At 62.4% G+C, this 24,161-nt stretch carries 21 protein-coding genes; 12 read left to right on the forward strand and 9 right to left on the reverse strand.

Annotation, left to right across the window (positions count from 1 at the left end; translation table 11 throughout):
• Positions 1-7 precede the first annotated feature (7 nt).
• The gene (locus tag C5F53_RS12105) at positions 8-3,040 is read right to left on the reverse strand and encodes an L-glutamate gamma-semialdehyde dehydrogenase (protein ID WP_105261631.1); all 3,033 of its coding nucleotides are present in this window, start codon (positions 3,038-3,040) and stop codon (positions 8-10) included.
• 198 nt (positions 3,041-3,238) lie between these two features.
• Between C5F53_RS12105 and C5F53_RS12110 the strand changes: the two genes are divergently transcribed.
• The 5 genes from C5F53_RS12110 (at position 3,239) to C5F53_RS12130 (ending at position 10,233) form a co-directional block, all read left to right on the forward strand.
• The gene (locus tag C5F53_RS12110) at positions 3,239-5,803 is read left to right on the forward strand and encodes an EAL domain-containing protein (RefSeq protein ID WP_105261632.1); all 2,565 of its coding nucleotides are present in this window, start codon (positions 3,239-3,241) and stop codon (positions 5,801-5,803) included.
• Between the two features lie 130 nt (positions 5,804-5,933).
• Positions 5,934-7,904: a methyl-accepting chemotaxis protein gene (locus C5F53_RS20555; RefSeq protein ID WP_105261633.1), complete on the forward strand. Its 1,971-nt coding sequence runs from the start codon at positions 5,934-5,936 to the stop codon at positions 7,902-7,904.
• A gap of 10 nt (positions 7,905-7,914) precedes the next feature.
• Positions 7,915-8,388, forward strand: a complete 474-nt coding sequence (locus tag C5F53_RS12120; protein WP_236635356.1) for an Lrp/AsnC ligand binding domain-containing protein — start codon at positions 7,915-7,917, stop codon at positions 8,386-8,388.
• A 64-nt stretch (positions 8,389-8,452) separates the two neighbouring features.
• Positions 8,453-9,007: a DUF3617 domain-containing protein gene (locus C5F53_RS12125; protein WP_105261635.1), complete on the forward strand. Its 555-nt coding sequence runs from the start codon at positions 8,453-8,455 to the stop codon at positions 9,005-9,007.
• Between the two features lie 98 nt (positions 9,008-9,105).
• Positions 9,106-10,233, forward strand: a complete 1,128-nt coding sequence (locus C5F53_RS12130) for an ABC transporter substrate-binding protein (RefSeq protein ID WP_105261636.1) — start codon at positions 9,106-9,108, stop codon at positions 10,231-10,233.
• On the opposite strand, the gene C5F53_RS12135 is transcribed toward C5F53_RS12130, so the two are convergent.
• The gene (locus C5F53_RS12135; protein ID WP_105261637.1) at positions 10,230-10,928 is read right to left on the reverse strand and encodes a YggS family pyridoxal phosphate-dependent enzyme; all 699 of its coding nucleotides are present in this window, start codon (positions 10,926-10,928) and stop codon (positions 10,230-10,232) included. The two genes, C5F53_RS12130 and C5F53_RS12135, sit on opposite strands and share 4 nt — an antisense overlap.
• A gap of 54 nt (positions 10,929-10,982) precedes the next feature.
• On the opposite strand from C5F53_RS12135, the gene C5F53_RS12140 reads away from it, so the two are divergent.
• The 3 genes from C5F53_RS12140 (at position 10,983) to C5F53_RS12150 (ending at position 14,309) form a co-directional block, all read left to right on the forward strand.
• The gene (locus C5F53_RS12140) at positions 10,983-12,026 is read left to right on the forward strand and encodes a type IV pilus twitching motility protein PilT (RefSeq protein WP_105261638.1); all 1,044 of its coding nucleotides are present in this window, start codon (positions 10,983-10,985) and stop codon (positions 12,024-12,026) included.
• A gap of 155 nt (positions 12,027-12,181) precedes the next feature.
• Positions 12,182-13,318, forward strand: coding sequence for a PilT/PilU family type 4a pilus ATPase (locus C5F53_RS12145; protein WP_105261639.1), 1,137 nt, complete (start codon positions 12,182-12,184; stop codon positions 13,316-13,318).
• Positions 13,319-13,382: 64 nt separating this feature from the next.
• Complete coding sequence (locus C5F53_RS12150; RefSeq protein ID WP_105261640.1) at positions 13,383-14,309, forward strand: NAD(P)-dependent oxidoreductase; 927 nt, start codon at positions 13,383-13,385, stop codon at positions 14,307-14,309.
• Between the two features lie 69 nt (positions 14,310-14,378).
• Here C5F53_RS12150 and C5F53_RS12155 read toward each other — a convergent pair whose 3' ends face one another.
• The 3 genes from C5F53_RS12155 to C5F53_RS12165 are packed head-to-tail and all read right to left on the reverse strand — an operon-like array spanning position 14,379 to position 16,054.
• Positions 14,379-15,011, reverse strand: a complete 633-nt coding sequence (locus C5F53_RS12155; protein ID WP_105261641.1) for a BON domain-containing protein — start codon at positions 15,009-15,011, stop codon at positions 14,379-14,381.
• Entirely contained in the window at positions 15,008-15,607 is a 600-nt protein-coding gene (locus C5F53_RS12160; protein ID WP_105261642.1) for a phosphoheptose isomerase, read from the reverse strand. Before C5F53_RS12160 ends, C5F53_RS12155 begins: the two co-directional genes overlap by 4 nt.
• A 57-nt stretch (positions 15,608-15,664) precedes the next feature.
• Entirely contained in the window at positions 15,665-16,054 is a 390-nt protein-coding gene (locus C5F53_RS12165) for a YraN family protein (RefSeq protein ID WP_105261643.1), read from the reverse strand.
• Here C5F53_RS12165 and rsmI point away from each other — a divergent pair, their 5' ends adjacent.
• Positions 16,055-16,966 carry a 16S rRNA (cytidine(1402)-2'-O)-methyltransferase gene (gene rsmI / locus C5F53_RS12170; RefSeq protein WP_105261644.1) on the forward strand — a complete coding sequence of 304 codons (912 nt, stop codon included), beginning with the start codon at positions 16,055-16,057 and terminating at the stop codon, positions 16,964-16,966.
• A gap of 6 nt (positions 16,967-16,972) precedes the next feature.
• On the opposite strand, the gene C5F53_RS12175 is transcribed toward rsmI, so the two are convergent.
• Together C5F53_RS12175 and C5F53_RS12180 are read right to left on the reverse strand one after the other, a co-directional pair.
• A complete protein-coding gene (locus tag C5F53_RS12175) occupies positions 16,973-17,605 on the reverse strand; it encodes a 2-dehydro-3-deoxy-6-phosphogalactonate aldolase (protein WP_105261645.1) in 633 nt (210 codons plus the stop codon).
• Positions 17,602-18,543 (reverse strand): 2-dehydro-3-deoxygalactonokinase, encoded by a 942-nt coding sequence (locus C5F53_RS12180; RefSeq protein WP_146097351.1) that lies wholly within the window; start codon positions 18,541-18,543, stop codon positions 17,602-17,604. Before C5F53_RS12180 ends, C5F53_RS12175 begins: the two co-directional genes overlap by 4 nt.
• A 74-nt stretch (positions 18,544-18,617) precedes the next feature.
• On the opposite strand from C5F53_RS12180, the gene C5F53_RS12185 reads away from it, so the two are divergent.
• The 3 genes from C5F53_RS12185 to C5F53_RS12195 all read left to right on the forward strand — a co-directional run bounded on the left by C5F53_RS12185 (position 18,618) and on the right by C5F53_RS12195 (position 21,087).
• The gene (locus tag C5F53_RS12185) at positions 18,618-19,352 is read left to right on the forward strand and encodes a FadR/GntR family transcriptional regulator (RefSeq protein ID WP_105261647.1); all 735 of its coding nucleotides are present in this window, start codon (positions 18,618-18,620) and stop codon (positions 19,350-19,352) included.
• A gap of 77 nt (positions 19,353-19,429) precedes the next feature.
• The gene (locus C5F53_RS12190; RefSeq protein ID WP_105261648.1) at positions 19,430-20,209 is read left to right on the forward strand and encodes an SDR family NAD(P)-dependent oxidoreductase; all 780 of its coding nucleotides are present in this window, start codon (positions 19,430-19,432) and stop codon (positions 20,207-20,209) included.
• A gap of 2 nt (positions 20,210-20,211) precedes the next feature.
• On the forward strand, positions 20,212-21,087 hold the full coding sequence (locus tag C5F53_RS12195; protein WP_161499927.1) for an SMP-30/gluconolactonase/LRE family protein: 876 nt from the start codon (positions 20,212-20,214) through the stop codon (positions 21,085-21,087).
• 8 nt (positions 21,088-21,095) lie between these two features.
• Here the strand turns inward: C5F53_RS12195 and C5F53_RS12200 are convergent, their stop codons facing one another.
• Both C5F53_RS12200 and C5F53_RS12205 read right to left on the reverse strand, forming a co-directional pair.
• Positions 21,096-22,448 (reverse strand): MATE family efflux transporter, encoded by a 1,353-nt coding sequence (locus tag C5F53_RS12200; protein ID WP_105261650.1) that lies wholly within the window; start codon positions 22,446-22,448, stop codon positions 21,096-21,098.
• Between the two features lie 60 nt (positions 22,449-22,508).
• Entirely contained in the window at positions 22,509-24,161 is a 1,653-nt protein-coding gene (locus C5F53_RS12205; RefSeq protein WP_105261651.1) for an alpha-glucosidase family protein, read from the reverse strand.

Here is a 24,161-nt window from a genome sequence, read left to right on the forward strand (position 1 = left end):
GCTCCCTCTAGTGCATGCTGGCCAGCAGCGCCGCGTTGCCGCCCGCGGCCGTGGTGTTCACCGTCACCGTTTGCTCCGCGCAGAAGCGGTACAGGTAGTGCGGGCCGCCGGCCTTGGGGCCGGTGCCGCTCAGACCTTCGCCACCAAAGGGCTGCACGCCCACCACGGCGCCAATCATGTTGCGGTTGATGTAGATGTTGCCCACATGGGCGGCAGCGGCCAGCGCCTGGGCCCGGCTGTCGATGCGGGTCTGGATGCCCAGCGTCAGGCCATAACCCAGCGCGTTGATCTGGGCAATCACGTCTTCGGGGTTACCGTCCCAACGCACCACCTGCAACACGGGGCCGAAGATTTCGGCCTTCACATGGGCAATCTGGCCCACCTCAAAGGCGTGCGGGGCAATCAGATTTGCTATCGTATTAGTAGCCGCTTGCGCAGATTCTGCGTGCACCAGAAGCACTTTTGACTCTTTTTTCAGGCGTTGAATGTGGCGCTGAATGTTGTCAAACGCCTCGCGGTCAATCACCGGCCCCAGGTCAGTGGCTAGGTAGGCGGGGTTGCCAGCCACCAGCAGTTCGGCCGCGCCCTGCAGCATTTCGATCACGCCGTCGGCAATGGCACTGTGCACCACCAGCAGGCGCAGCGCGGAGCAGCGCTGGCCAGCGGAGCGGAAGGCGCTTTGCACCACGGCGTCCACCACCTGCTCGGGCAGCGCGCTGCTGTCCACCAGCATGGCGTTGATACCGCCGGTCTCGGCAATCAGCGGAACGATGGGGCCGTCCTTGGCGGCCAGCGCGCGCTGGATGATCTTGGCCACCTGGGTGGAGCCGGTGAACACCACACCCGCCACGCCCGGCTGGGCCACCAGGGCGGCGCCCACAGTCTCGCCCGCGCCGTGCAGCAGCTGCAGGGCATCGGCCGGCACGCCCGCCGCCACCATCAGGTCCACCGCGGCTTGAGCTACGCCGGGGGTTTGTTCGGCCGGCTTGGCCAGCACGGTGTTGCCCGTGGCCAGGGCCGCGGCCACCTGGCCCATGAAGATGGCCAGCGGGAAGTTCCAGGGGCTGATGCAGACCCAGACACCGCGCGCAGTGAGGCGCAAGGTGTTGGTCTCACCGGTCACGCCGTACTGGTAGCTCGCTTGCGCATTCGCCACTACAGGACACGGACACGCAATGGGTTGCATGATGCGCTGCGCCTCGTCGGCGTAGTAGCGCAAGAAGTCCACCGCCTCGCGCACCTCGCTCACCGCGTCGCCCCAGGTCTTGAAGGCTTCTTTCACCAGCAGCGCGCAGAACTGCGGCATGGCGGCCTGCAGTGCATCGGCCGCGCGGCGCAGCACCATGGCGCGTTCCTCCACCGGCAACTTGCTCCACTTTTGATAGCTGCTGGCGCAAGCGGCATAAGCACTGGGGATGGTTTTGACATCACACTCGGGCACGGCGGGTACCGGTGTGGCATTCAGCGCAGCCAGCAGCGGGTCGCGCATGGCGGGTACGGTCAGGTCCAGGCCGGTGCTGTTGGCACGGGCACCTGTGTGGCTACCAAACAGCGCGGCCGGCAGCGGCAGGCTGGGCTCGGGCTCCAGGCGCAGCGGCGAGATCAGCAGTTCCTGCATGCCCACGGACTCATCGGCCAGCTGGTGCACAAAGCTGGAGTTGGCACCGTTCTCCAGCAGGCGGCGCACCAGGTAGGCCAGCAAGTCGCGGTGCGCGCCCACCGGGGCGTAGATGCGGCAGCTGATGAGGGGGTTTTTCAGCACCTCGCGGTACACGCCTTCGCCCATGCCGTGCAGGCGTTGCAATTCAAAGGCAGCGCCAGTCCGTGCTCCCATTTGCAAAATGGCCGCGATGGTGGCCGCGTTGTGCGTGGCGAACTGCGGGAAGATGGCGTCCGGCACGGCCAAGAGGGCGCGCGCGCAGGCCAGGTAGGACACGTCGGTGTGGTGCTTGTGGGTGAACACCGGGTAGTGCGACAGACCCAGCTCCTGCGCGCGTTTGATTTCAGCGTCCCAGTACGCGCCTTTGACCAAGCGGCACATGAGCTTGACCTGGTGCTTGCGCGCCAGCGCGGTGACGTGCTCAATCAGTTCGAGCGCACGCGTCTGGTAGGCCTGCATGGCCAGGCCCAGGCCGGTCCACTGCGGGCAATGCGCGGCCACACGCACCAGCAGGGCGTCGAGCACCTCCAGCGACAGCTCCAGCCGGTCCACCTCTTCGGCGTCGATGGTCAGGTTGATGTTGGCTGTGGCCGCGGCCATGCACAAGGTCCACACGCGTGGCACCAGCACACACTGCACCTGGTCGCGGTGCGCGTCTTCGTAACGCGGAAACAGGGCGCTGAGCTTGATGGAAATACCGTCATTTTTTGCCAAAGCCCCCGTCTTATTTGCGCGAGCAGCTATGAATTCAATAGCGTCCGCATAACTCTTGAGGTAGCGCAGCGCGTCTGCGTCGGTACGGGCGCCCTCGCCCAGCATGTCGTAGCTGAAACACACATTGGCTTTTTTGCGGGAGGCGTCGGCCTCTTTCATGGCCTCGGGCATGGTCTGGCCCAGCACAAACTGGCGACCCAGCAGTTGCACCGCACGCAGCGTGGCGACCACCACGGTGCGCGCACCCAGCTTGGCCATGATGCCGGGCGTGTGTTCGGCGTCCGGCAAAAAGTGTTTGGACAGCGCAATGGCCGTGCTCGACAGGCGCGACAGCACCTTGTCGCCACTGGCCTCAAAGTCAGCACGGCCCAGCTGGTCGGTGGTGAGCGCAATGGCGGTCTCGGCGTCGGGCACGCGCAGCAGGGCTTCGGCCAGGCGCATCAGGGCCAGGCCCTCGGCGCTGGAAATGGGGTATTCCTTGAGCAGGCTCTCCATGGCCCAGAACGGCGGCGGATTGTCGCGCACGGCCTGTACCCAGGGGGCGGCCACGCGAGCGGCATCGGCCCAGTCCAGCGCCGCCGCGAGCGACTGCAGGCGGTGCGAGACGATTTCGCCCTCTGGGCGGTACGGGGTGGGCAGGCGGGATGGGGTGACACTCTGGGACATACAAACTCCGACAATGGGTGGAACTTGTGCGTATTTTTATGGGTTTAATGCAAAATTAATCACTATATTTGTCTTCATATATAGATTTAAATCCTCCCTTGTTGCTTGCAATATTGGCTCGCCCAAAGCGCCAGCTATTGATGGAGGTCAAATTTGCGCCAAGAATGCAGCGCAGAATGCGCCTCAGGAGTTCCGTGCATGCCCAAGATCTGTTTGTTTGCTGTGGGGGAGCGCCGCTGGCTGACGGTGCTGGCCGTGTTGGCTAGCCTGCTGGGGGTGGCCGGGGCCGCACGGGCCGACCATCCGCGCGAAGTGCGCATGGGTGTGTACGCAAACGAACCCAAAATCTTCCTGAGTGGCGGACAACAGCCGTCCGGCATTTTTGGCGAACTGGCGCTGGAAATGGCCCGGCAGCACAACTGGACGCTGGTACCCGTGCCGTGCGAATGGAAGGCCTGCCTGGCGGGCCTGCAAGACGGCAGTATCGACCTGATGCCGGACGTTGCGTTCACACCCGAGCGGGCCAACCTCTTTGACTTCCACGCCACCCCGGCGCTGCTCAGTTGGTCACAAATCTACGCCCGCCCGGATACGCCCATCCGTTCAGCACTGGACCTCAAAGACCGGCGCATTGCGGTGCTGCAAGGTTCTGTGCAGCAAGAATACCTGCGCAATCTGATGGCCGGTTTTGGTGTGCAGGCCGAACTGGTGCCTGCGGAAAACCTGCAAGAGGCATTCAATCTGGCGTCCCGTGGCGAGGTGGATGCCGCTGTGGCCAACCGCTTTTTTGGCGACTTGCAGGCGCCCCGTTTCAAGCTCGTGTCCACGCCGGTGTTGTTCCAGCCCTCGCAGCTGTTTTTTGCCACTGGCAAAGGGAAAAACGCGGACCTGATTGCTGCCATCGAGTCCAGCTTGAAAACTTGGCAAGCCCAGCCCGATTCGCACTACTTTCAGGTGCTCAAACACTGGATGGAGGCGCCCCCGCGGCTCTTGGTACCTACGCTGATTTGGTGGGCGCTGGGTGGCTTGGGTGGGGTCTTGGTGCTGGCCTTGGGCGCCTGGTGGTTCTTGCGGCGCGAAGTTGCCGAAAAAACCCGCAGCCTGCGCGCCAGCGAAGACCGGCTTAACACCATTCTCGACAGCGTGGATGCCTATATCTACATCAAGGACACCGCGCTGCGTTACCAATATGCCAACCGCAAGGTCTGCGAGTTGTTTGGCGCCCAACCCGAACAGGTGGTGGGGCAGACGGACGCCCGTTACTTCGATGACCACACGGTCGCCAAGCTGCGGATCAACGATCTGCGCGTGGTGGAACATGGTGAGCGGGTCGAGGAAGAAGAGACCAACCGCAATGCGCTTGGAGGTCCGGAGCACACCTACCTCTCGGTCAAGCTGCCGCTGCACCGGCCCGATGGCTCCATTTACGCCTTGTGCGGCATCTCCACCGACATCTCCAAGCAAAAGCAGACTGAACGCGCCATTCACCAACTCGCGTTTTACGACCCGCTCACCCAACTACCCAACCGGCGCCTGCTGATGGAGCGCCTGCAGCAGGCCTTGGCCGCACAACAGCGCAACCAGGCGTGTGGCGCCTTGATGTTCATTGATGTGGACAACTTCAAGGACCTCAACGACACCCTGGGCCACAGCATTGGAGACTTGTTGCTGGGCGAAATTGCGGCCCGCCTATCCGCCTGCACGCGGGCGCAGGATACCCTGGCACGCCAGGGTGGCGACGAGTTTGTGGCCATGGTGCAGGGCCTGGGCCCCACGCTCAACGACGCAGTGGTGCACACGCAGCACCTGGCCGAAAAAATCCTGCGCAAACTCAGCGAGCCTTACCTCCTCGACGGCCACGGCTACCAGACCTCGGTCAGCATCGGCATCGCCATGTTTGGCGGCCCAGACTCTGACCAGGACGAGCTGCTCAAACAAGCCGACCTGGCCATGTACCAGGCCAAAGCCGATGGGCGTAACACGGTGCGCTTCTTCAACCCGCAGATGCAGGCGCAGGTAACAGCGCGCACGGCGCTGGAGACCGACCTGCACCGCGCGCTGGAGGCCCGGCAGTTCCTGCTGTACTACCAAACACAGGTAGACCAACAGGGGCAGACCGTTGGCGTGGAAGCCCTGGTGCGTTGGCAACATCCGGTACGGGGCCTGGTGTCCCCGGCAGAATTTATCCCGGTGGCCGAAAGCTCCGGGCTGATTCTTGCCTTGGGTCACTGGATTCTGGAAACCGCCTGCACCCAGCTGGTGCGTTGGGCGGCACATGAGAACACCGCGGGCTTGTCCATTGCCGTCAACCTCAGCGCACGCCAGTTTCGCCAGAGTGACTTTGTGGCCCAGGTGCAGTCTGTTTTGCAGACCACCGGCGCCAACCCGCAACGCCTGGAACTGGAGCTGACAGAAAGCCAGCTGATTGACGACCTGGGCGGCGTGGTGCAAAAAATGGACGCGCTCAAGGCGCTGGGCGTACGTATTGCGCTGGACGACTTTGGTACCGGTTATTCCTCACTCAATGTGCTCAAGCGCCTGCCACTGGACCAGCTCAAGATCGACCAATCGTTCGTACACGACCTGCTGCTGGATCACTCCAGCGCCAGCATCGTGCGCGCCATCGTCACCCTGGGCGACAGCCTGCAGCTGCAGGTGATTGCCGAGGGCGTGGAAACCACCGAACAACGCGACGCCCTCGTGGCGCTGGGTTGCACCTACTTCCAGGGCTATCTGTTTGGCCGCCCGGCCCCCATGCAATGACATAGGGTTGGGGCTCTGTGGTGCTAACAAGACGCAACGTCGTGTTTTGTAAACAAACTTGCCTGCAGATTGCGTACAAAACACCCCTCTGGCTATGATTGACTAAATTAACCTCACTGATTAAAGGTTTATGAGCAATAACACGTTGGCCGGCGAAGCCGGATTTGGCTCTTTTTTCCGTTACCACGGCTGGCTTTCACCGGGCGTTCGCCTGTTTCGACGGCTGAATTTTCCGGCCAAGGCGGCCTGGATTGCGGTGATGTTCTTGATCCCGCTCACCATCATGCTGGGCTACCTTTGGAAGGCCAGCAACGACCAGGTGGATTTCGCCCGCTCGGAGCTGCTTGGTGTGGCCTACGTCCAGCCTTTGCATGACTTGATCCACGTCGCCCAAGGGCGCCGTCTGGCCGCCATGGAGGGGGCTGCAGACTTGAGCACTTGGAAAATCAAGGTGACAGATGCGTTCTCCAAGGTGGCCGCACAAGAGAAAACCCTGGGCCAAACGCTCCAAACCGGTGAGGCCTACGCCGCCGTGGAAAAAACTCACCAGGAATTGCTGAACGCACCTGCGGACAGCAACCCCATGGCGACATTCGATGCCCACAGCAATTTCATTGAACAGTTGTTGCAACTGGGCGTCGTCGTGTCGGACACGTCCCAGCTGGCCCTGGATCCCGAACTCGACACCTACCACCTGATGAGTTATGCGGTGCTGTACGGCCCACGGCAGACAGAAAACGTTTCCAAGCTCACCGCCATGGGAAAGTTGGTCTTGAAAGCCGGAAACAAGACAGCAGCCCAAAACGATGCATTGGCCCAATTTGCAGGCCTGCTGGCCTTTATTGATGAAATCGTCGAAAACGATTACCTCAAAGCAGTGGCCGTGGAGGGACTCAAAAATCCGGATGCCAAGTACGGCATGGACCAAAACGACACGCTCTACGACGCGTTTGGCAAGGCGCTGAAGACCATGGTGCTTGGAGATAAAGTGGAGGGAGATCCCACCCAACTGGAACAGATGGGGACTGCATCGGCGGGCGCGGAGTACGCCCTGAACACGAAGCTGATGGAACGCCTAAAGTTCCGCCTGGACGAGCGTATCGGGCAACTACAAGCCCAATTCGTCCAGCAATTGGTGATCGCAGTCGTTTTTGTGGCACTTGCGTTTTACATGCTGCTGGCCTTTTACAAAGTGATGATGGGTGGGCTGCGCGAAGTGACCGGGCACCTGGAGCAGATCAGCAAGGGCAACCTGATTACCGCCCCTACCCCGTGGGGCAAAGACGAAGCGGCCCACCTGATGATCACCCTGCGGGACATGGAAGCCAGTCTGCGTGTCATCGTGCGGAACACGCTGGATGGCGCGGGCAATGTCAACACCGCCAGCGAGGAAATTGCCTCCGCGTCGCAGGACCTGTCCCGCCGCACCGAAGCCAGTGCGGCCGCCCTGGAGCAAACCGCAGCCACCATGACGCAAATTTCAGAGACCGTGCAACGCACCTCAGAAACTGTCTCGGGCGCCGCCGATATTGTTCGCGCCAACGCCCGGTCTGCAAAACGTGGCGGCGAAGTCATCGCCCAGGTTCAGAGCACCATGCAGGGCATCAATACTTCATCCAACAAGATTTCAGACATCATTAGCGTGATTGACGGCATTGCCTTCCAAACCAACATCCTGGCCCTGAATGCTGCAGTGGAAGCAGCACGGGCGGGCGAGCAGGGCCGTGGTTTCGCCGTTGTGGCCAGCGAAGTACGGTCATTGGCCGGCCGCAGTGCTGAAGCGGCCAAAGAAATCAAGGGGCTCATCAACGCCAGCATTGAGCAGGTGGAAAGAGGCACACAAGTGGTTGGCGAGGCAGGAACCGCCATTGCAGATATCGTGGGCAATGCGGCCCGGATTGACAACCTAATGACCGAAATTGCAAACGCCACCAAGGAACAGTCACTCGGCGTGAGCCAGGTTGGAGCCGCGGTGCATGACCTGGACCAGAACACACAACAAAACGCAGCCCTGGTGGAGGAAACCGCTGCAGCAGCCACCGCGCTATCGGAGCAAGCAGAGCGACTGGCACAGGAAGTGTCATTTTTCAAACTCAAGTAAGACACACACTGTGAGTGACAGCACTGAACTCGACCGTATTGACCTGCGCATTCTGGCCAGCCTGCAGGCGGATGGGCGCCTTTCCAACCTCAAGCTGGCAGAAACCGTGGGGCTGTCACCTACCGCCGTGCTGGCACGCGTGCAGCGGCTCACCAAGGACGGTTACATCCTGGGCTACGAGGCCCGACTCAACCCGCTCAAACTGGGCGCGGGGATGATGGTGTTTGTCGAAGTACTGCTGGACAAGACCACGCCCAACATGTTTGACGCCTTCAAGGCTGCGGTGCAGGTGTACCCCGAAATCATGGAGTGCCACATGGTGGCAGGGGGGTTTGACTATTTGCTCAAGACCCGCATGGCCGACATGGCGGCCTATCGGCAGTTTGCCGGTACGGTGTTGTGGCAATTACCCGGCGTGCGCGAAACCCGCACGTATGCGGTGATGGAAGAGGTGAAAAACAGCACTCACCTGCCGCTGGGCTGACGGACTTTGCAAACGGTCTTGTGGCGCTCACAATCGTCCTCTCATTGGCCCACCGGAGACTGCCATGCACCGCACCCTTCTTGCCTGCACCACCATGCTGCTTACCGCCGTCGCCAGCGCCCAGACGGTAAAACCGGGCCTGTGGGAAATCACCAACCAGATGCAGGGGGCCGCCGGCAGCAAGGTGGATGCGGCTATGGCGCAGATGCAGAAACAAATGGCTGCGATGTCGCCCGAGCAACGCAAGATGATGGAAGACATGATGGCCAAGAAGGGGCTGCAGATGGGCACCGCACCTGGTGGTGGTGTGGCCGTGAAGGTCTGCATTACCCCCGAGATGGCCGCTCGCAACGACGTGGCGCCCCGCCAGCAGGGTGGCTGCACCCACACGGCCAGCCCCCGCACGGGCAACACGCAGAAGTTCAGCTACGCGTGTACCCAACCCTCTAGCCGCGGCGAGGGCGAAGTCACCTACACCAGCACCGAGGCCTACACCATGGCCATGAAGACCGTGACCACCCTCAAGGGCAAGGAAGAAACCATGGACATGCGGGCCAGCGGCAAGTGGCTGGGCAGCGACTGCGGCAGCGTGAAGCCCTTGGAGGGGGCCAAGGGCTGAACCGGCCTGTAGGCAGTAGCGGGGAAAGTAGAGAAGGCAACTCATCTCAAGTTGTAACAATGTGTCAGGGTTTACCCTAAGTAATAGACAATAGCGTGATGATCAATCGTCGCCAATTCTCTTTCGCTGCCGGTGCAGCGGGCCTGGCCGGGTTTCCGGCTGTGCACGCCCAGTCCGACAAAATCATCCTCGGCCAGTCGGCCGCCTTTACCGGGCCTGCGGCCCAGCTGGGTATCCAGTTCCATGCAGGTGCCAAGCTCTACTTTGACCAGCTCAACGCCCAGGGCGGCGTAGCCGGGCGCAGCGTAGAAATCCGCAAGCTAGACGATGGCTACGAACCCGAGCGCTGCGCAGAAAACACAAAAAAACTGCTGGAAGATGACGTGCTCGCGCTATTTGGCTACATCGGCACACCCACCAGCCTGGCCGCCCTGCCCCTGGCCACCAAGGCCAAGGTGCCCTTTGTGGCACCGTTCACCGGGGCCATGGGCTTGCGCACGCCCATGAACCGTTATGCCTTCCACGTCCGTGCGTCCTACAACGACGAAACCGCGCTGATCGTCAAGCAACTGCACCACGTGGGTTTGACCAAGGTCGCAGTCTTTTACCAAAACGACGCCTACGGCAAAGCCGGCCTGGACGGCGTAACGTTGGCACTGGCGGCCTTGAACCTCAAGCCGGTGGCCGTGGCCACGGTAGAGCGCAACTCCGTGGACGTAGCCAAGGCGGTGGAAACCATCAATGCGGCCGCGCCCGAAGCGGTGGTGCAAATCAGTGCCTACAAGTCATGCGCGGCCTACGTCCGTGCGGCGCGCAAGGCGGGTTATGGCGGCGGCCTGTACAACGTGTCCTTTGTGGGCACCCAAGCCTTGGCCGACGAGTTGGGCAAAGAGGGCGCCGGTGTGGTGGTCTCGCAGGTCGTGCCATCGCCGTACACAGGCAGCAAACCGATCTCCCGCGAATTTGCCGAAGCGGTGCGCAAGACCAACGGTGGCGTACACGCCAACTTCTCCAGCATGGAGGGCTATATTGCTGCCCGCGTGTTGGCGGAAGGCCTGCGCCGCTCCGGCGCCAAGGGGGGTGCCGAGGGCCTGATCAGCGCCATGGAAAGCATTAATGGCCAGCCTTTTGGCGGCTTCAATGTGAACTTCTCGCGCAATGAGCATGTGGCCTCGAACTTTGTCGAGCTGTCCATGCTGACCGGCGACGGGCGCGTGCGCACCTAAATCGCGGCAGGGTAGCTGCGCGTCCCAAAGATCGCACTACCCACCCGCACCTGCGTGCTGCCGCTGGCCACGGCAGCGTCCACATCGGCGCTCATGCCCATGGACAAGGTGTCCAGCACCAGCCCCGCGGCATTTAAGGCATCAAAAAGGCCTCTAGCCCTTGTAAATACTGCGCAAGCAGCTACCAAATCAGGAGCGGGCTCAGGGATACACATGAGCCCGCGCAAGCGCAGGCGCGGCAGCTGGGCCACCGCCCTGGCCAATGCCAGGGCCTCGGCGGGCACCACACCCGATTTGGTGGGGCCGCCATCCACATTCACCTGCACACACACTTGCAAAGGCGGCAAGTGCGCCGGGCGCTGCTCGCTCAGGCGCTGGGCAATCTTCAGGCGGTCGACCGTGTGCGCCCACTGGAAGTGCGCGGCCACCAGCCGGGTCTTGTTGCTCTGGATCGGGCCGATGCAGTGCCATTCGATGGGTAGAGCTGCCAGCGCGGTGATTTTTTCCACGGCTTCCTGGATGTAATTCTCGCCAAACGCACGCTGGCCGGCGTCAAACGCCTGCTGCACTGCATCGGGGCCAAAGGTCTTGGAAACCGCCAGCAGCTGCACTGCGTCCACCGGCCGTCCGGCCGCCGTGCACGCCTGGGCAATGCGGGTGCGCACCGCGTGGAGATTGTCTGCAATCATCGTCATAATCTGCCAAGCGTACCAAACCCTTCCCAGCCCATCTCAGCGAAAGAGGATTCCGTGGACATTACCCAGCTGCTGGCGTTCAGCGTCAAAAACAAGGCTTCTGACTTGCACCTCTCTGCCGGTCTTCCCCCCATGATCCGGGTGCACGGCGATGTGCGACGCATCAACGTGGAGCCGCTGGACCACAAGCAGGTGCACGCCATGGTGTACGACATCATGAACGACACGCAGCGCAAGATGTACGAGGAGTTTCTGGAGATCGACTTCTCGTTCGAGATCGATGGCCTGGCCCGCTTCCGCGTCAACGCCTTCAACCACAACCGCGGCGCGGGTGCAGTGTTCCGAACCATTCCAAGCAAAATCCTCTCGCTGGAGCAGCTCAACGCCCCCAAGATTTTTGCCGACCTGGCGCTCAAGCCCCGGGGCATGGTGCTGGTAACCGGCCCCACAGGCTCGGGCAAGTCCACCACGCTGGCGGCCATGGTCAACTACCTGAATGAAACCGAGTTTGGCCACATCCTGACGGTGGAAGACCCGATTGAGTTTGTGCATGAGTCCAAGAAATGCCTGGTCAACCAGCGCGAGGTGGGCCCGCACACGCTGAGCTTTGCCGCCGCACTGCGCTCTGCACTGCGCGAAGACCCGGACTGCATCTTGGTTGGCGAAATGCGCGATCTGGAAACCATCCGCCTGGCCATGACGGCCGCAGAAACCGGACACCTGGTGTTCGGCACCCTGCACACGTCCAGCGCCGCCAAAACCATCGACCGGATCATTGACGTGTTCCCGGCGGACGAAAAAGAAATGGTGCGGGCCATGTTGTCCGAGTCGCTGCAAGCGGTGATCTCGCAGACCTTGTGCAAAACCAAGGATGGCCAGGGCCGCGTGGCCGCCCACGAGATCATGCTGGGCACCAGCGCGATCCGCAACCTGATCCGCGAGGCCAAGGTGGCGCAGATGTACTCCTCCATCCAGACCGGCAATAGCGTGGGCATGCAAACGCTGGACCAGAACCTGACCGACCTGGTAAAGCGCAACATCATCAGCCCCGCAGAAGCCCGCGGCAAAGCCAAAATCCCAGAGAACTTCCCGGGGTAGCTGTGGAACACCCCCCGGCTTGCTCACTGCGTGTAGCCGCTTTCCCCCTTGCAGGGGGCAATGCCAGCGGCCCGGCACAGCCGGATCCGCGGCATTTCTGGTCTATGGGAACCTCGCGTTCCTCTGCGTCGACTTAAAGAAAGGTAGGTGTTCTTATGGAACGCGATCAGGCAACAAAATTTATCAACGACTTGCTCAAGCTGATGGTCAGCCGCAATGGCAGCGACTTGTTCATCACCGCCGAGTTTCCGCCCGCCATCAAGGTGGACGGCAAGATCACCAAGGTCTCGCCCCAACCGCTGAACTCAGCCCACACCATGGCGCTGGCACGCTCCATCATGAACGACAAGCAGGTGGCCGAGTTTGAGCGCACCAAGGAGAGCAACTTTGCCATTGCTCCCGCGGGCATTGGCCGCTTCCGCGCCAACGCGTTTATCCAGCAGGGCAAGGTCGGGCTGGTGCTGCGGGTGATTCCACAGGTGTTGCCCACCATCGACGGACTGGGCGTGCCCCAGGTACTCAAGGAAGTGGTGATGTCCAAACGCGGGCTGACCATCATGGTTGGTGCTACGGGCTCGGGCAAGTCGACCACGCTGGCAGCCATGGTGGACTGGCGCAACGAAAAATCCTTTGGCCATATCATCACCATTGAAGACCCGGTGGAGTTTGTGCATGCGCACAAAAACTGCGTGGTGACGCAACGCGAAGTGGGACTGGACACCGACAGCTGGGAAGCGGCACTGAAAAACACGCTGCGCCAGGCGCCCGATGTGATTTTGATGGGTGAGATCCGTGACCGCGAGACCATGGAACATGCCGTGGCTTTTGCCGAAACCGGCCACCTGTGCCTGGCCACCCTGCACGCCAACAGCGCCAACCAGGCGTTGGACCGCATCATCAACTTCTTCCCCGAAGAGCGGCGCAGCCAGCTGCTGATGGACCTGTCGCTGAACCTCAAGGCTCTGGTTTCGCAGCGCCTGATTCCCAAGCAGGACGGCAAGGGCCGCGTCGCTGCCGTGGAGATCATGATCAACTCACCGCTGATCTCTGACCTGATCTTCAAGGGCGAAGTGTCCGAGGTAAAAGAGATCATGAAAAAGAGCCGCCAGGCCGGCATGCAGACCTTCGACCAGGCGCTGTTTGACCTTTACGAAGGCAACGCCATCACCTACGAAGATGCGCTACGCAACGCCGATTCGCTGAACGACCTGCGCCTGCAAATCAAGCTCAACAGTGCACGCGGCAAGTCCACCGACCTGTCCGCCGGTACCGAGAATTTCGCGATCATGTGAGACCTTGGGGTCAGACCACTCGCGAAAGCGATGTGCTCTGACCCCAACTGATTAACACTCCCCCATGCCCAACATCAACGACAAAACCTACGAACCCTCACCCGCTTACTCCGTCGCCTTTCTGGGCCTGGGCGTCATGGGCTACCCCATGGCCGGGCACCTGGCCCGCGCCGGCCACCAGGTCACGGTGTACAACCGGACCGCTACGAAATCTATAGCTTGGTGCGCAGAATTTTCGGGGGCTAGCAGCCAATTGGGCATCCATGCCCACGCAGCCACACCACACCAGGCAGTGCAGCAGGCCGACATCGTGTTTTGCTGCGTAGGCAATGACGCGGATTTGCGCAGCGTGACCCTGGGGGCCGACGGTGCCTTTGCCGGCATGAAGCCAGGCGCCATTTTTGTGGACCACACCACAGCGTCTGCCGATATCGCGCGCGAACTCAGCGCGGCAGCGGCGACCAAAGGCTTGCAGTTCATCGACGCGCCGGTGTCCGGCGGCCAGGCCGGTGCACAAAACGGCCTGCTGACCGTGATGTGTGGGGGTGATGCCAATGCATTTGAAACCGTCAAACCGGTGGCCATGGCGTTCTCACGCGCCTTCACGCTGCTGGGTGACAGCGGCGCCGGTCAACTCGCCAAGATGGTGAACCAGATTTGTATTGCCGGGCTGGTGCAAGGTCTGAGTGAAGCGATTGCCTTTGGCCAAAAAGCAGGACTGGACATGAACCAGGTGCTGGACGTGATTGGCAAGGGTGCGGCGCAGAGCTGGCAGATGGACAACCGTGGCAAGACCATGGTGGCCGACAAGTTTGACTTCGGTTTTGCGGTGGACTGGATGCGCAAAGACCTGGGCCTGGTGCTGGACGAGGCCAAACGCAACGGTGCCCGCTTGCCGGTGACGGCGCTCGTAGACCAGTTTTATGCCGATGTTCAACAAATGGGCGGCCAGCGCTGGGACACCAGCAGCCTCATCAAGCGCTTGAAATAAGGTCCCCACGCTCCGCCGCTATGCGGGTCGCTGCCCCAAAACAAAAACGGCCCTGAGTGGGTCGTTTTTTTATTTCTTGGTGTCTGCCGGAGGCGGTGGCTGCAAACGGGCCAGCTCGTCTTCGGAAATGATGTCCAAAATCCGTACCACACGCTGCACGCCCGACGTGGAGCTGATGACTTCGGTGGCACGTTTGGCCTCCCGCTCGGTCACACGGCCCATCACATAGGTAGTGCCACGTTCGGTCACAATTTTGAATGCGTTGGCAAACAAGTCTTTGGCATCCACCAAAGCGGCCTTCACACGGCCGGTGACCAGAGAATCCGACGAACGCTGGGTCAAACTGGCATTGCCCATGACGCCCAGCTCGTTCACGATGTTGCGCACATTGTCCACACGCGACACGATCTGCTCGACCAGTTGTTTGTCTTGCGCAGTGGGCACTTCACCCGTCAACAGCACTTGGCGGTTGTAGCTGGTCACATTCACATGCACACGGTCACCGAGGTTCTCACGAATGCGGCTTGCAGCGCGTTGTTCAATGCCTTCGTCTTCCACCACCGAGCCGGAGGTGCGGCGGTCAGTGGCAACCAGCATGCCCCCTACGGCGCCCCCAACCAACAGAGGAAAACACGCGGTCAGGCTTGCCAGAGATCCGGCCAAAGCCGCCACCAGGGTTAGACGTTTCAATTTTGAATTCATGGGTTGGTTTCCTGTTCGCCCAGCAGTTGGGCATCAACGGCGTCACAAATGCAATGCAACGCCAAAATATGGACTTCTTGAATACGTGCCGTGCGCTCGTGCGGCACACAGATATGCACATCGGTGTCTCGCAGCACCTGGGCCATTTTGCCGCCCCCGCGCCCCGTCAGCCCCACCACCACCATTTCACGCGCATGGGCCGCCTCAATGGCAGCCAGCACGTTGGCGGAATTGCCGCTGGTGGAGATCGCCAGCAACACGTCGCCCGGGGCCCCGAGTGCGCGCACCTGGCGCGAGAAGATCACGTTGAAGTCGTAATCGTTGGCAATGGCCGTGATGATGGAGGTGTCGGTGGTCAGTGCGATGGCACCCAGCTCCGGGCGTTCACGCTCAAAACGACCGACAAACTCGGCCGCAAAATGTTGCGCATCGGCGGCGGAACCACCGTTGCCGCAGGCCAGCACCTTGCCACCGCTGGTGACACAGGCCAACATGGCTTGCACAGCATCCGCAATGGGCTTGCTCAAGCCTTGCGCCGACTGGTATTTCAGGTCGGCACTGTCAATGAAATGTTGTTGAATACGTTGCTCAAGCATGGGCGGGATGATACCGCGGCACCCAAATCCCCATGGGGCCCGGCGTCTTGAGATGTATCAGGATGCGTCAAACGCCGCTTGCAGCCATTCGACCTGTTCCCCGTCCAGCACCACCACGTCGAAACGGCAGGGCGGCAGCCGTGACAAACGCAACAGGTAGTGCTGTGCCGCAAACACAATGCGGCGCTGCTTGACCGCGCCCACACTGGCGGCACCACCGCCATGGCTGCTGGAGGCCCGTTTGCGCACCTCGACAAACACCAGCGTGCCATCGGGTGCGCGCATGATCAGGTCGATTTCGCCACCACCCCGTCCGGGGGTTCGATAATTGCGGGTGACCAGCACCAACCCCTGCCTTTGCAAATAACGCAGAGCGGCATCTTCTCCCGCGTCCCCCAGCTGTTTGGTGGTGGCGCTTCGTGCTGGTCGTGTTGGAAAGAACCCCATATGAGTGCGTCTTTTATCTCTGCCCTGTCCGCTGCCAAAGAGGCCGCCGGTGCGCAGCATTATCCGCAGGGCGCGTTGTACCTGGTAGCCACCCCCATTGGCAACCTGGCCGACATCAGCCTGCGCGCGCTGCATGTGCTGGCGCTGGCCGACACCATTGCCTGCGAAGACACACGCCATACCCAGCAAATGCTGCGCGCCTACGGCATCGACAAATCCTCCGGCCAGCTGCTGGCCGTGCACCAGCACAACGAGGCCCAGGCGGCGGAAGGGGTGGTGGCACGCCTGCGCCAAGACCAGCGTGTGGCCTATGTGAGCGATGCCGGCACACCCGGTATTAGCGACCCCGGCGCGCGACTGGTGACCCAGGTGCGCGCCGCCGGCCTGCGCAGCATTCCCCTGCCCGGCGCCAGCAGTGTGACCACGGCCTTGTGCGCGGCAGGTTTGGCCGAAGGTGGTGATGGCCACAGCGGTTTTGTGTTCCGGGGGTTTCTGTCCTCCAAGGCCACTGAGCGTGCCCATGAAGTGCAGCTCCTGGCGGAAGAACGCCGCGCCGTCGTGTTGCTGGAAGCGCCCCACCGCATTGAGGCGTTGGCCCTGGCGCTAGCGCCGCTGGACACGCGCCTGGTGACCATCGGTCGTGAACTGACCAAGCAATTTGAAGACATTGCCACGGTGGCGGCCAACGATTTCACCGCCTGGTTGGCGGCCGATGCAAACCGGCTGCGCGGGGAATTTGCGCTGGTAATTCACCCTGCCCCTGCAAGTGCCGCCCAGGCGCCAGACGACCGGGTGCTCAAGCTGCTGTTGGAAGAACTACCACTGAAAACGGCCGTCAAGCTGGCCGCTGACATCACGGGCGAGGCACGCAACGCGCTCTACGAGCGGGCCCTGGCCCTGAAGCAGGGCTAAAAAGCGTTAGGCCTGCTGCCAGGCCTGCACGTAGGCGCGGCCGCGGGTCAGCACATCGGCCGCGGACGTACCGGGCGCAAACAGCTGGCTGCCAATACCAAAGCCGGTAGCCCCGGCCTTTTTCCAAGGGCCCATGCTTTCAGGCGTGATTCCACCCACGGGCCACAAGTCGGTACCGGCGGGCAGCACCGACTTCAGCGCCTTGATGCCGCCATGGCCCACCATATCGGCAGGGAACAGCTTGAGTGCATGGGCGCCCGCTTGCAGGGCCGCAAAGGCTTCGGTAGGCGTGGCCACACCGGGCGCGGTCAGCATGCCCAGTTCCACCGCGCGGCGGATCACGGCCACATCGCAGTTGGGTGACACCATGAGGCGGCCACCGGCAGCGTGCACGGCCTCCACGTCCGCCACGGTCAGCATGGTGCCGCCCCCCACAATCGCGTCGGCCGGCAGGGTACGGGCCAGCGTGGCAATACATTCCAGCGCGCCGGGGCGGTTCAGCGGCACTTCCAGCGTGCGAAACCCGCTCGCGACCAAGGCCTCGCCCACGGCCTGTGCCTCGGCGGGCAACAGCCCGCGCAAGATGGCCACCAAAGGGGTGCGGCGCGCACGCGCCAGCAGTTCCAGCGAATCGCTCATAGGGGTTTCCAGTTCTGTTGGATGTGGTGGACAGCCGCCACAAAGGCAGCCTTGGCATCGAGGATGTCAAACGACAGGCCCAGGTGTTGGGCCGCGGTTTGGTAGTGGGCCGCCAACTGCGGCGAGCCCAGCAGCTTGAACGTACCCTGGGGGCCCGTGCCCGCATGGCCCTGCAGCACGTCTTTGAGTTCGGTGCCAATCAACAGGCCGCTCAGGTACGCGGTGGTGCTGGAGGCAGGCATGTCCTTGCAGACCACACGCGCCCGGACGCTGAAAATCTGGTGGCTCAGCGCATGGTGGCCTGCGGCCTTCACGCCATCGGCAAAGGCGGTCTTGTCCCACACGCGAATCGCGCCACCAGCCGCCGCGGCCACGGTGCCATGTTTGCTGAGCAAGTCGAACAATTCACCGGTCATATAGGTGCGCAGTTGCACCACGCGACCTTCGTATAACTCCACCCATTTGCTGTGGGTGCCGGGCAGCACAAACCAGCCACTGCGGTGGCCCAGGGCCCAGGCGCCCAGCAGCTGGGTTTCTTCCCCGCGCATTACATCGGGTACGCCCTGCGCATTGCGCACGCGGTAGCCCGGAATGATGATGGCTGACACGCCGGGCGCCGCATCGGGCACCCGCATGGCATGGGCGGCCAGGTCTTGCACCGGCACACTGCTGTCGACATAGGGCACCTCGTGCCAGCCCAGCGCGCTGCCCACCATGCCGGCCAGCACTACGCCCGTGCCTTGCACGTCCAGCGCCTGCAAGCCGGCATCCAGCGCGGCGGGAAAGCGGTCTTTGCAGGCCAGGGCGCCGTCGGAATCGGAGATTTCACGCGTGAGCAGGCCATCGCCCGTGATGGCATAGGCGCGGCGGTGGGTGGTACCCCAGTCCACACCGACAATCGACACAGCAGGGTTGGCGACCATATTTTTGGAATTCACAGTAGATGTTCAGGCAAATTTAAACATATGATGATTAAACCCGATTTTGTCGCAAAACACCTTCGCCCTGCCCCATGAAGCCCTCCGTACCCCCTAACCACGCCACCTATGCCGGGCGCAACCTGCATGGCCAGGTGGTGAACGAGTTGGGGCGCCGGGTGGTCGGCGGCATCTATGCGGCCGGTGCCTTGCTGCCAAACGAGGACCAGCTCTGCGCCGAACTGGCGGTCAGCCGCACTGCGCTACGCGAGGCCATCAAGGTGCTGGCGGCCAAAGGCCTGCTGGAGCCGCGCCCGCGCATTGGCACGCGCGTGCGCCCCACCGAACAATGGAACCTGCTGGACCCCGACATCCTGGCCTGGCGCTGCGCCACGGGTGCGGATGCCGAGTTTTTGCAGCACCTGACCGAGCTGCGCGAAATCATCGAGCCCTCGGCGGCCGCCCTAGCCGCCACCAGCCATAAGCCTGAGCAGCTGGCCGACATTGCGCGCGCGCTGGACGCCATGCAGGCAGCCCACCACATTAGCGAATGGGTGCAGGCCGACCTGGCCTTCCACACCGCCGTGCTCAAGGCCACCAACAACCCGCTGCTCATGCCACTGGCCGCCATCATCGGCAGCGCATTGGAGTCGCTGCTGGCCGTGAGCGCCCGCACCTCCGAGAACTTCAAACAGGCCCTGCCCGACCACCAAAAGGTGTTTGAAGCCATCCAGGCGCGTGACGCCCAGAGTGCGCTGCACCGGATGGCGGGCCTGCTGTCAGACACCCGATCGCTGATGAAACGGGCGGTGATTCCACCGTCCGGGTGATTTTTTCCGGATGCAGTTTATTTGTATGATGATTTAAACATTCCCATTACAATTTGCCGGCAACTCTCCACCCTCCTATGCAAACCCCTTCCCTTTCCACCTTTGCCAAGTACCCCAGCTTGGCCGGGCGCACGGTCTTTGTCACCGGTGGCAGCTCCGGCATTGGCGCAGACATCGTGATCGCTTACGCCCGCCAAGGCGCCCAAGTCGCCTTCACGGGCCGCAACGCCGAATCGGCCGCGCAGGTCATCGAAGCCGCGTCCGCGTTCGGACCCACGCCACTGTTTTTGCAGAGTGATGCGGCCGATGTGGCGGCACTGAAGGCCGCCATTGCCACCACCGCGGAGCGCTTTGGCGACATTAGCGTGCTGGTGAACAACGTGGCCAATGACCAGCGCCACGACCTGGCCGATGTGACTCCTGACGACTTTGACTGGCGTGTGGCCATCAATCTGCGCCCTGCCTTCTTTGCAGCGCAGTCCGTGGTGGAGGGCATGAAACGCCTGGGCGGTGGTTCCATCGTCAACCTGGGCTCCATCAGCTGGATGATCAAGGGCGCGGGCTACCCCGTGTACGCCACCTGCAAGTCGGCTACCGTGGGCCTGTCCCGCAGCCTGGCACGTGACCTGGGCAAGCTCAATATCCGCGTGAACACCCTGTCACCCGGCTGGATCATGACCGAGAAACAACTCACCATGTGGGTGGACGAGGCCGGTGAAAAAGCCATGGACGAGAACCAGTGCCTACCCGGCCGCATTGTGGGCAGCGACGTGGCCAATATGGCCCTGTTCCTGTCGGCCGACGACAGCCGCATGGTAACGGCGCAAGACTTTGTGGTGGACGCCGGATGGACCTGAACATGCCCCCCATTCGCACCGTCTGGCCTGCGGAACTGCTGCTGGGCGAGGGCCCGCTGTGGCACGCCGCCAGCGACCGTTTCTTCTTCGTTGACATCCACGGCAAGGCCCTGCACGCTTGGACACCGGCCACGGACACGCGCCAAAGCTGGGCCATGCCCGAGCGCATTTGCTGGCTGGTACCGCGCGCCGATGGCGATGGTTTCATGGCCGGCCTGCAGTCGGGCTTTGTGCGCCTTTGGCTGGAGCCGGAGCTGCGCATCGAACCCATGGGCACGCCCCACCCCGGTGAACCACTGGTGCGCCTGAACGACGGCAAGGCCGATTGCCATGGCCGCATCTGGGCCGGCTCCATGCGCAACGACGAACCTGGTTTGCGCCAGGGCCGCCTGGCCCAGCTCGCACCGTCGGGGGAAATCAGCGTGGTCGAAAGCGGCATCTACATCGCCAACGGCCCGGCCATCGCACACGACGGTAGTTGGATGCTGCACACCGACTCGTTCCTGGATACCGTCTACCGCTACGACCTGTCGCCCCAAGGCGTGCTGTCCGGCAAGACGGTGTGGAACAAGTTTGGCGGTGAAGAGGGCACGCCGGATGGCATGACGCTGGACCGCGATGGCAATGTGTGGGTGGCGTTTTGGGGTGGCAGCTGCATACGGCAGTTCGCACCGCAAGGCACCTTGCTGCGCACCATCCCTCTGCCCGCGCCGCAGATCACCAGCATGGCCTTTGGTGGCAAAAACCTGGACCTGCTGCTGGTCACCAGCGCCCGTGTGGGCCTGGACGGTGCCACGCTGGAGCGTTATCCGCTGGCCGGTAGCATTTTTGTCTTGGAGCCCGGCGTGCAAGGCGTCTTGCCCTGCACCTTTGGTTAGGTCGTCGCTTACTCGCCGGCGCGCAAGCGTCTACGGCTGTCGCGCGCGTTGGGCAACCAACCGCGCCACAGCCAGCGAGCCAAGAGCAACAAGCCACGAATCCATTCGTCAATGGCGTAAGCCATCCAGATGCCAGGCAGGCCAAACAGACGGCCCAGCCAGAACGACCCCACGCCCAGCACCAACACCAGCGAGGCCACGCTGGAGGCCGCGGGGTAAATCGCGTCGCCCGTCGCCCGCAGGGCCCCGTTCAAGATCAGGTTGAATACGCGCCCGGTTTCCAAGACCAATGAAATCCACAACAGAGTCTGGGCGGCCTGAATCACCGCCGGGTCTTTGGTAAACATGCGCATCAGCCAAGGGGCGCCCAGCGCAGCCAGCAGTGCCAGCGACCCCGAGGCCAGCAGCCCATTGCGCACCGCCTTGCGCACCAGGCCGTTGGCCACACGCAAGTCGCCCGCGCCCACCAGCCGGCCCACCATGATCTCGCAGGCCCACCCAATAGCCATGCTGGTCAGCAGCACATACTTGAGCAGTTGCAGGGTGTAAGAGTGGGTGGCCAGTGCCGTCACACCCAAGCGAGCCGTGGCCGCCACCGACACCATGAAGGCGCCGCGGTACGCTACCTCGACTCCAGCGCCGGGCAAGCCCACGCGCAGCACCGGCCCCAGGTCTTTCCAGCTCGCCGCCCACCAATCGCGCCCTTGCGGCACCAGATGCATGCGGATGCGCCAGAACCACAAATGCATCACCAGCCCCAGTGCGCGGCTGACCAGCATGGCAATTGCGTAGCCCTCCAATCCCATGCCGTCCCACTCGCCCCAGCCGCGCATCAACACGGCGGCCAACAGCAAGTGACTGCTGTGCATGACGATCATGACCTTGAGGGAGTCGCGCGAGAAAAGATGGGCACGTAGCACGGAGGCCATGCTCAGGTTGTAGGCCTCCAGCATCAGTGCAGGCGCAAACCACTGCAAAAACGGTGCGGCCAGTGCCACGATCGCCTCGGGCGCATTGAGCCAGTCCAGCACCAGATCATTGCCTGCCACTACCGTACAGACCACCAGAACACCCGCCCAGGTGCTGGCCCCCAGGGCCAGCAAGGCAGCCCGCCGCGAGGCGGCATGCTGCCCACCGCCCAGGTACTGGGTCACCACCACGCCCAGGCCAATCGCCAGCACACGGAACACCACAAACAGGGTTTCCAGAATCTGGTTCACCAAGCCAAACGCGCCGGCAGCGGCATCCGAGGTCTGCGAGGCCAACCACAAGCCCCCCATGGCCACACTCATGCCCAGTAAAAACTCGCCCAGCAAGGGGCCGGCAATGGTGTTGAGACGCGGGCGAGTGACGGGAGGCATCAGGGGAATTTCAGGGGGGAGCGGCACGGTCCAAATGGTGCCAGCCCCTGAGCGTACAGCTTAACCCAGTTGGTAGTAAGCCCCACCCCACGGTGCTAGCTGCAGCGTGTTGCCTGCGCGGGGTGCATCGGCCAGGCCACTGCCTGCCAGCACCGTGGACGCGGCGTAGGTCGCAGGGATCTCCCACTGCACAGCGGTGTCGCTGAAGTTGAATACACACAGCACCTGCTGGCCTTCAAAGGCACGCACAAAAGCCAGCACCTGCGGGTGCGCCGGCAACACGGTGAGCGTGCCGCTGACCAATGCTGGCTGGTTTTTGCGCCAGCGCAGCAGTCCATGGTAGAAGTTAAGCAGCGAGCCCGCATCTCGCTCCTGCACATCGACCGCCAGCGCGCGGTGCGGCTCGATCACCGGCAACCAAGGGGCCACCGGTTTGGCTGCACTGGAGAAGCCCAGATCGGCCGAGTCCTTGGACCATGGGTGGGCCGTGCGGCAACCGTCGCGACCCTTGAACTCGGGCCACATGGTGATGCCGTAGGGGTCTTGCAGATCTTCGAACGCAATGTCGGCTTCGGGCAGGCCCAGCTCGTCACCCTGGTAAATGCAGGGCGAGCCACGTAGGCTCATTTGCAGGGCAGCGCCCAGGCGCAAGAGCTCTGGGTGGGCAGCCTGCGTGCCCTGGCCCCAGCGGCTGGCCACACGCACCACATCGTGGTTGGACAGTGCCCAGCAGGGCCAGCCCCCGGGTGCCACTTCTTCAAAACGCTGCACAAAACCGCGGAAGTGCGCTGCGCTGTGGGCGGTGCCTAGCAGGTCAAAGCAATACGCCATGTGCAGTTTGTCGCCGCCACTGGTGTACTCGGCCACGCGGGCCAGGCCGTCGTCGTCACCAATTTCACCGACCATGGTGGTGTTGGGGTACTGGTCCAGCAGCGCGCGCAGGCGACGCAAGAAGGCCAGGTTTTCGGGCTGGCTCTTGTCATGTTGGTGCCACTGCCAACCATAGGGGTTCACAGCATTGACAGCAGGGTCTTCCCCATCAGGGCGGCCACGCGCAGGATTGCTGCGCAACTGGGCGTCGTGGAAATAGAAGTTGGCCGTATCCAGGCGGTAACCATCTACGCCCAGGTCCAGCCAGAACTTCACCGTGTCCAGCAAAGCGTTCTGCACCTCAGGGCTGTGGAAATTCAAGTCCGGCTGGCTGGTCAGGAAGTTGTGCATGTAGTACTGGCAGCGGCGCGTGTCCCACTGCCATGCGCTACCGCCAAAGATGGAGAGCCAGTTGTTGGGCGGCGTGCCGTCGCTCTTGGCGTCGGCCCACACGTACCAGTCGGCCTTGGGGTTGGTAAGGCTGGAGCGGCTCTCCACAAACCAGGGGTGCTGGTCGGAGCTGTGCGAGAGCACCTGATCAATCATGACCTTCAGGCCCAGTGCATGGGCACGGTCCACCAGCTTGCGGAAATCGGCCACGGTGCCAAACATCGGGTCCACATCGCAGTAGTCGCTGACGTCGTAACCAAAGTCCTTCATCGGGCTCTTGAAGAAGGGCGAGAGCCAGATGCCGTCGGCCCCCAGTGCGGCCACGTAGTCCAGCTTGGCGGTGATGCCGTCCAGATCCCCAATGCCGTCGCCATTGCTGTCGGCAAAACTGCGGGGGTAAATTTGGTAGATGACGCCGCCGCGCCACCAGTTGTCATTCGATGCTTTGGTCAT

It is taken from the genome of Rhodoferax sp. TS-BS-61-7 (assembly GCF_002943465.1).
Taxonomy (GTDB): Bacteria; Pseudomonadota; Gammaproteobacteria; order Burkholderiales; family Burkholderiaceae_C; genus Allorhodoferax.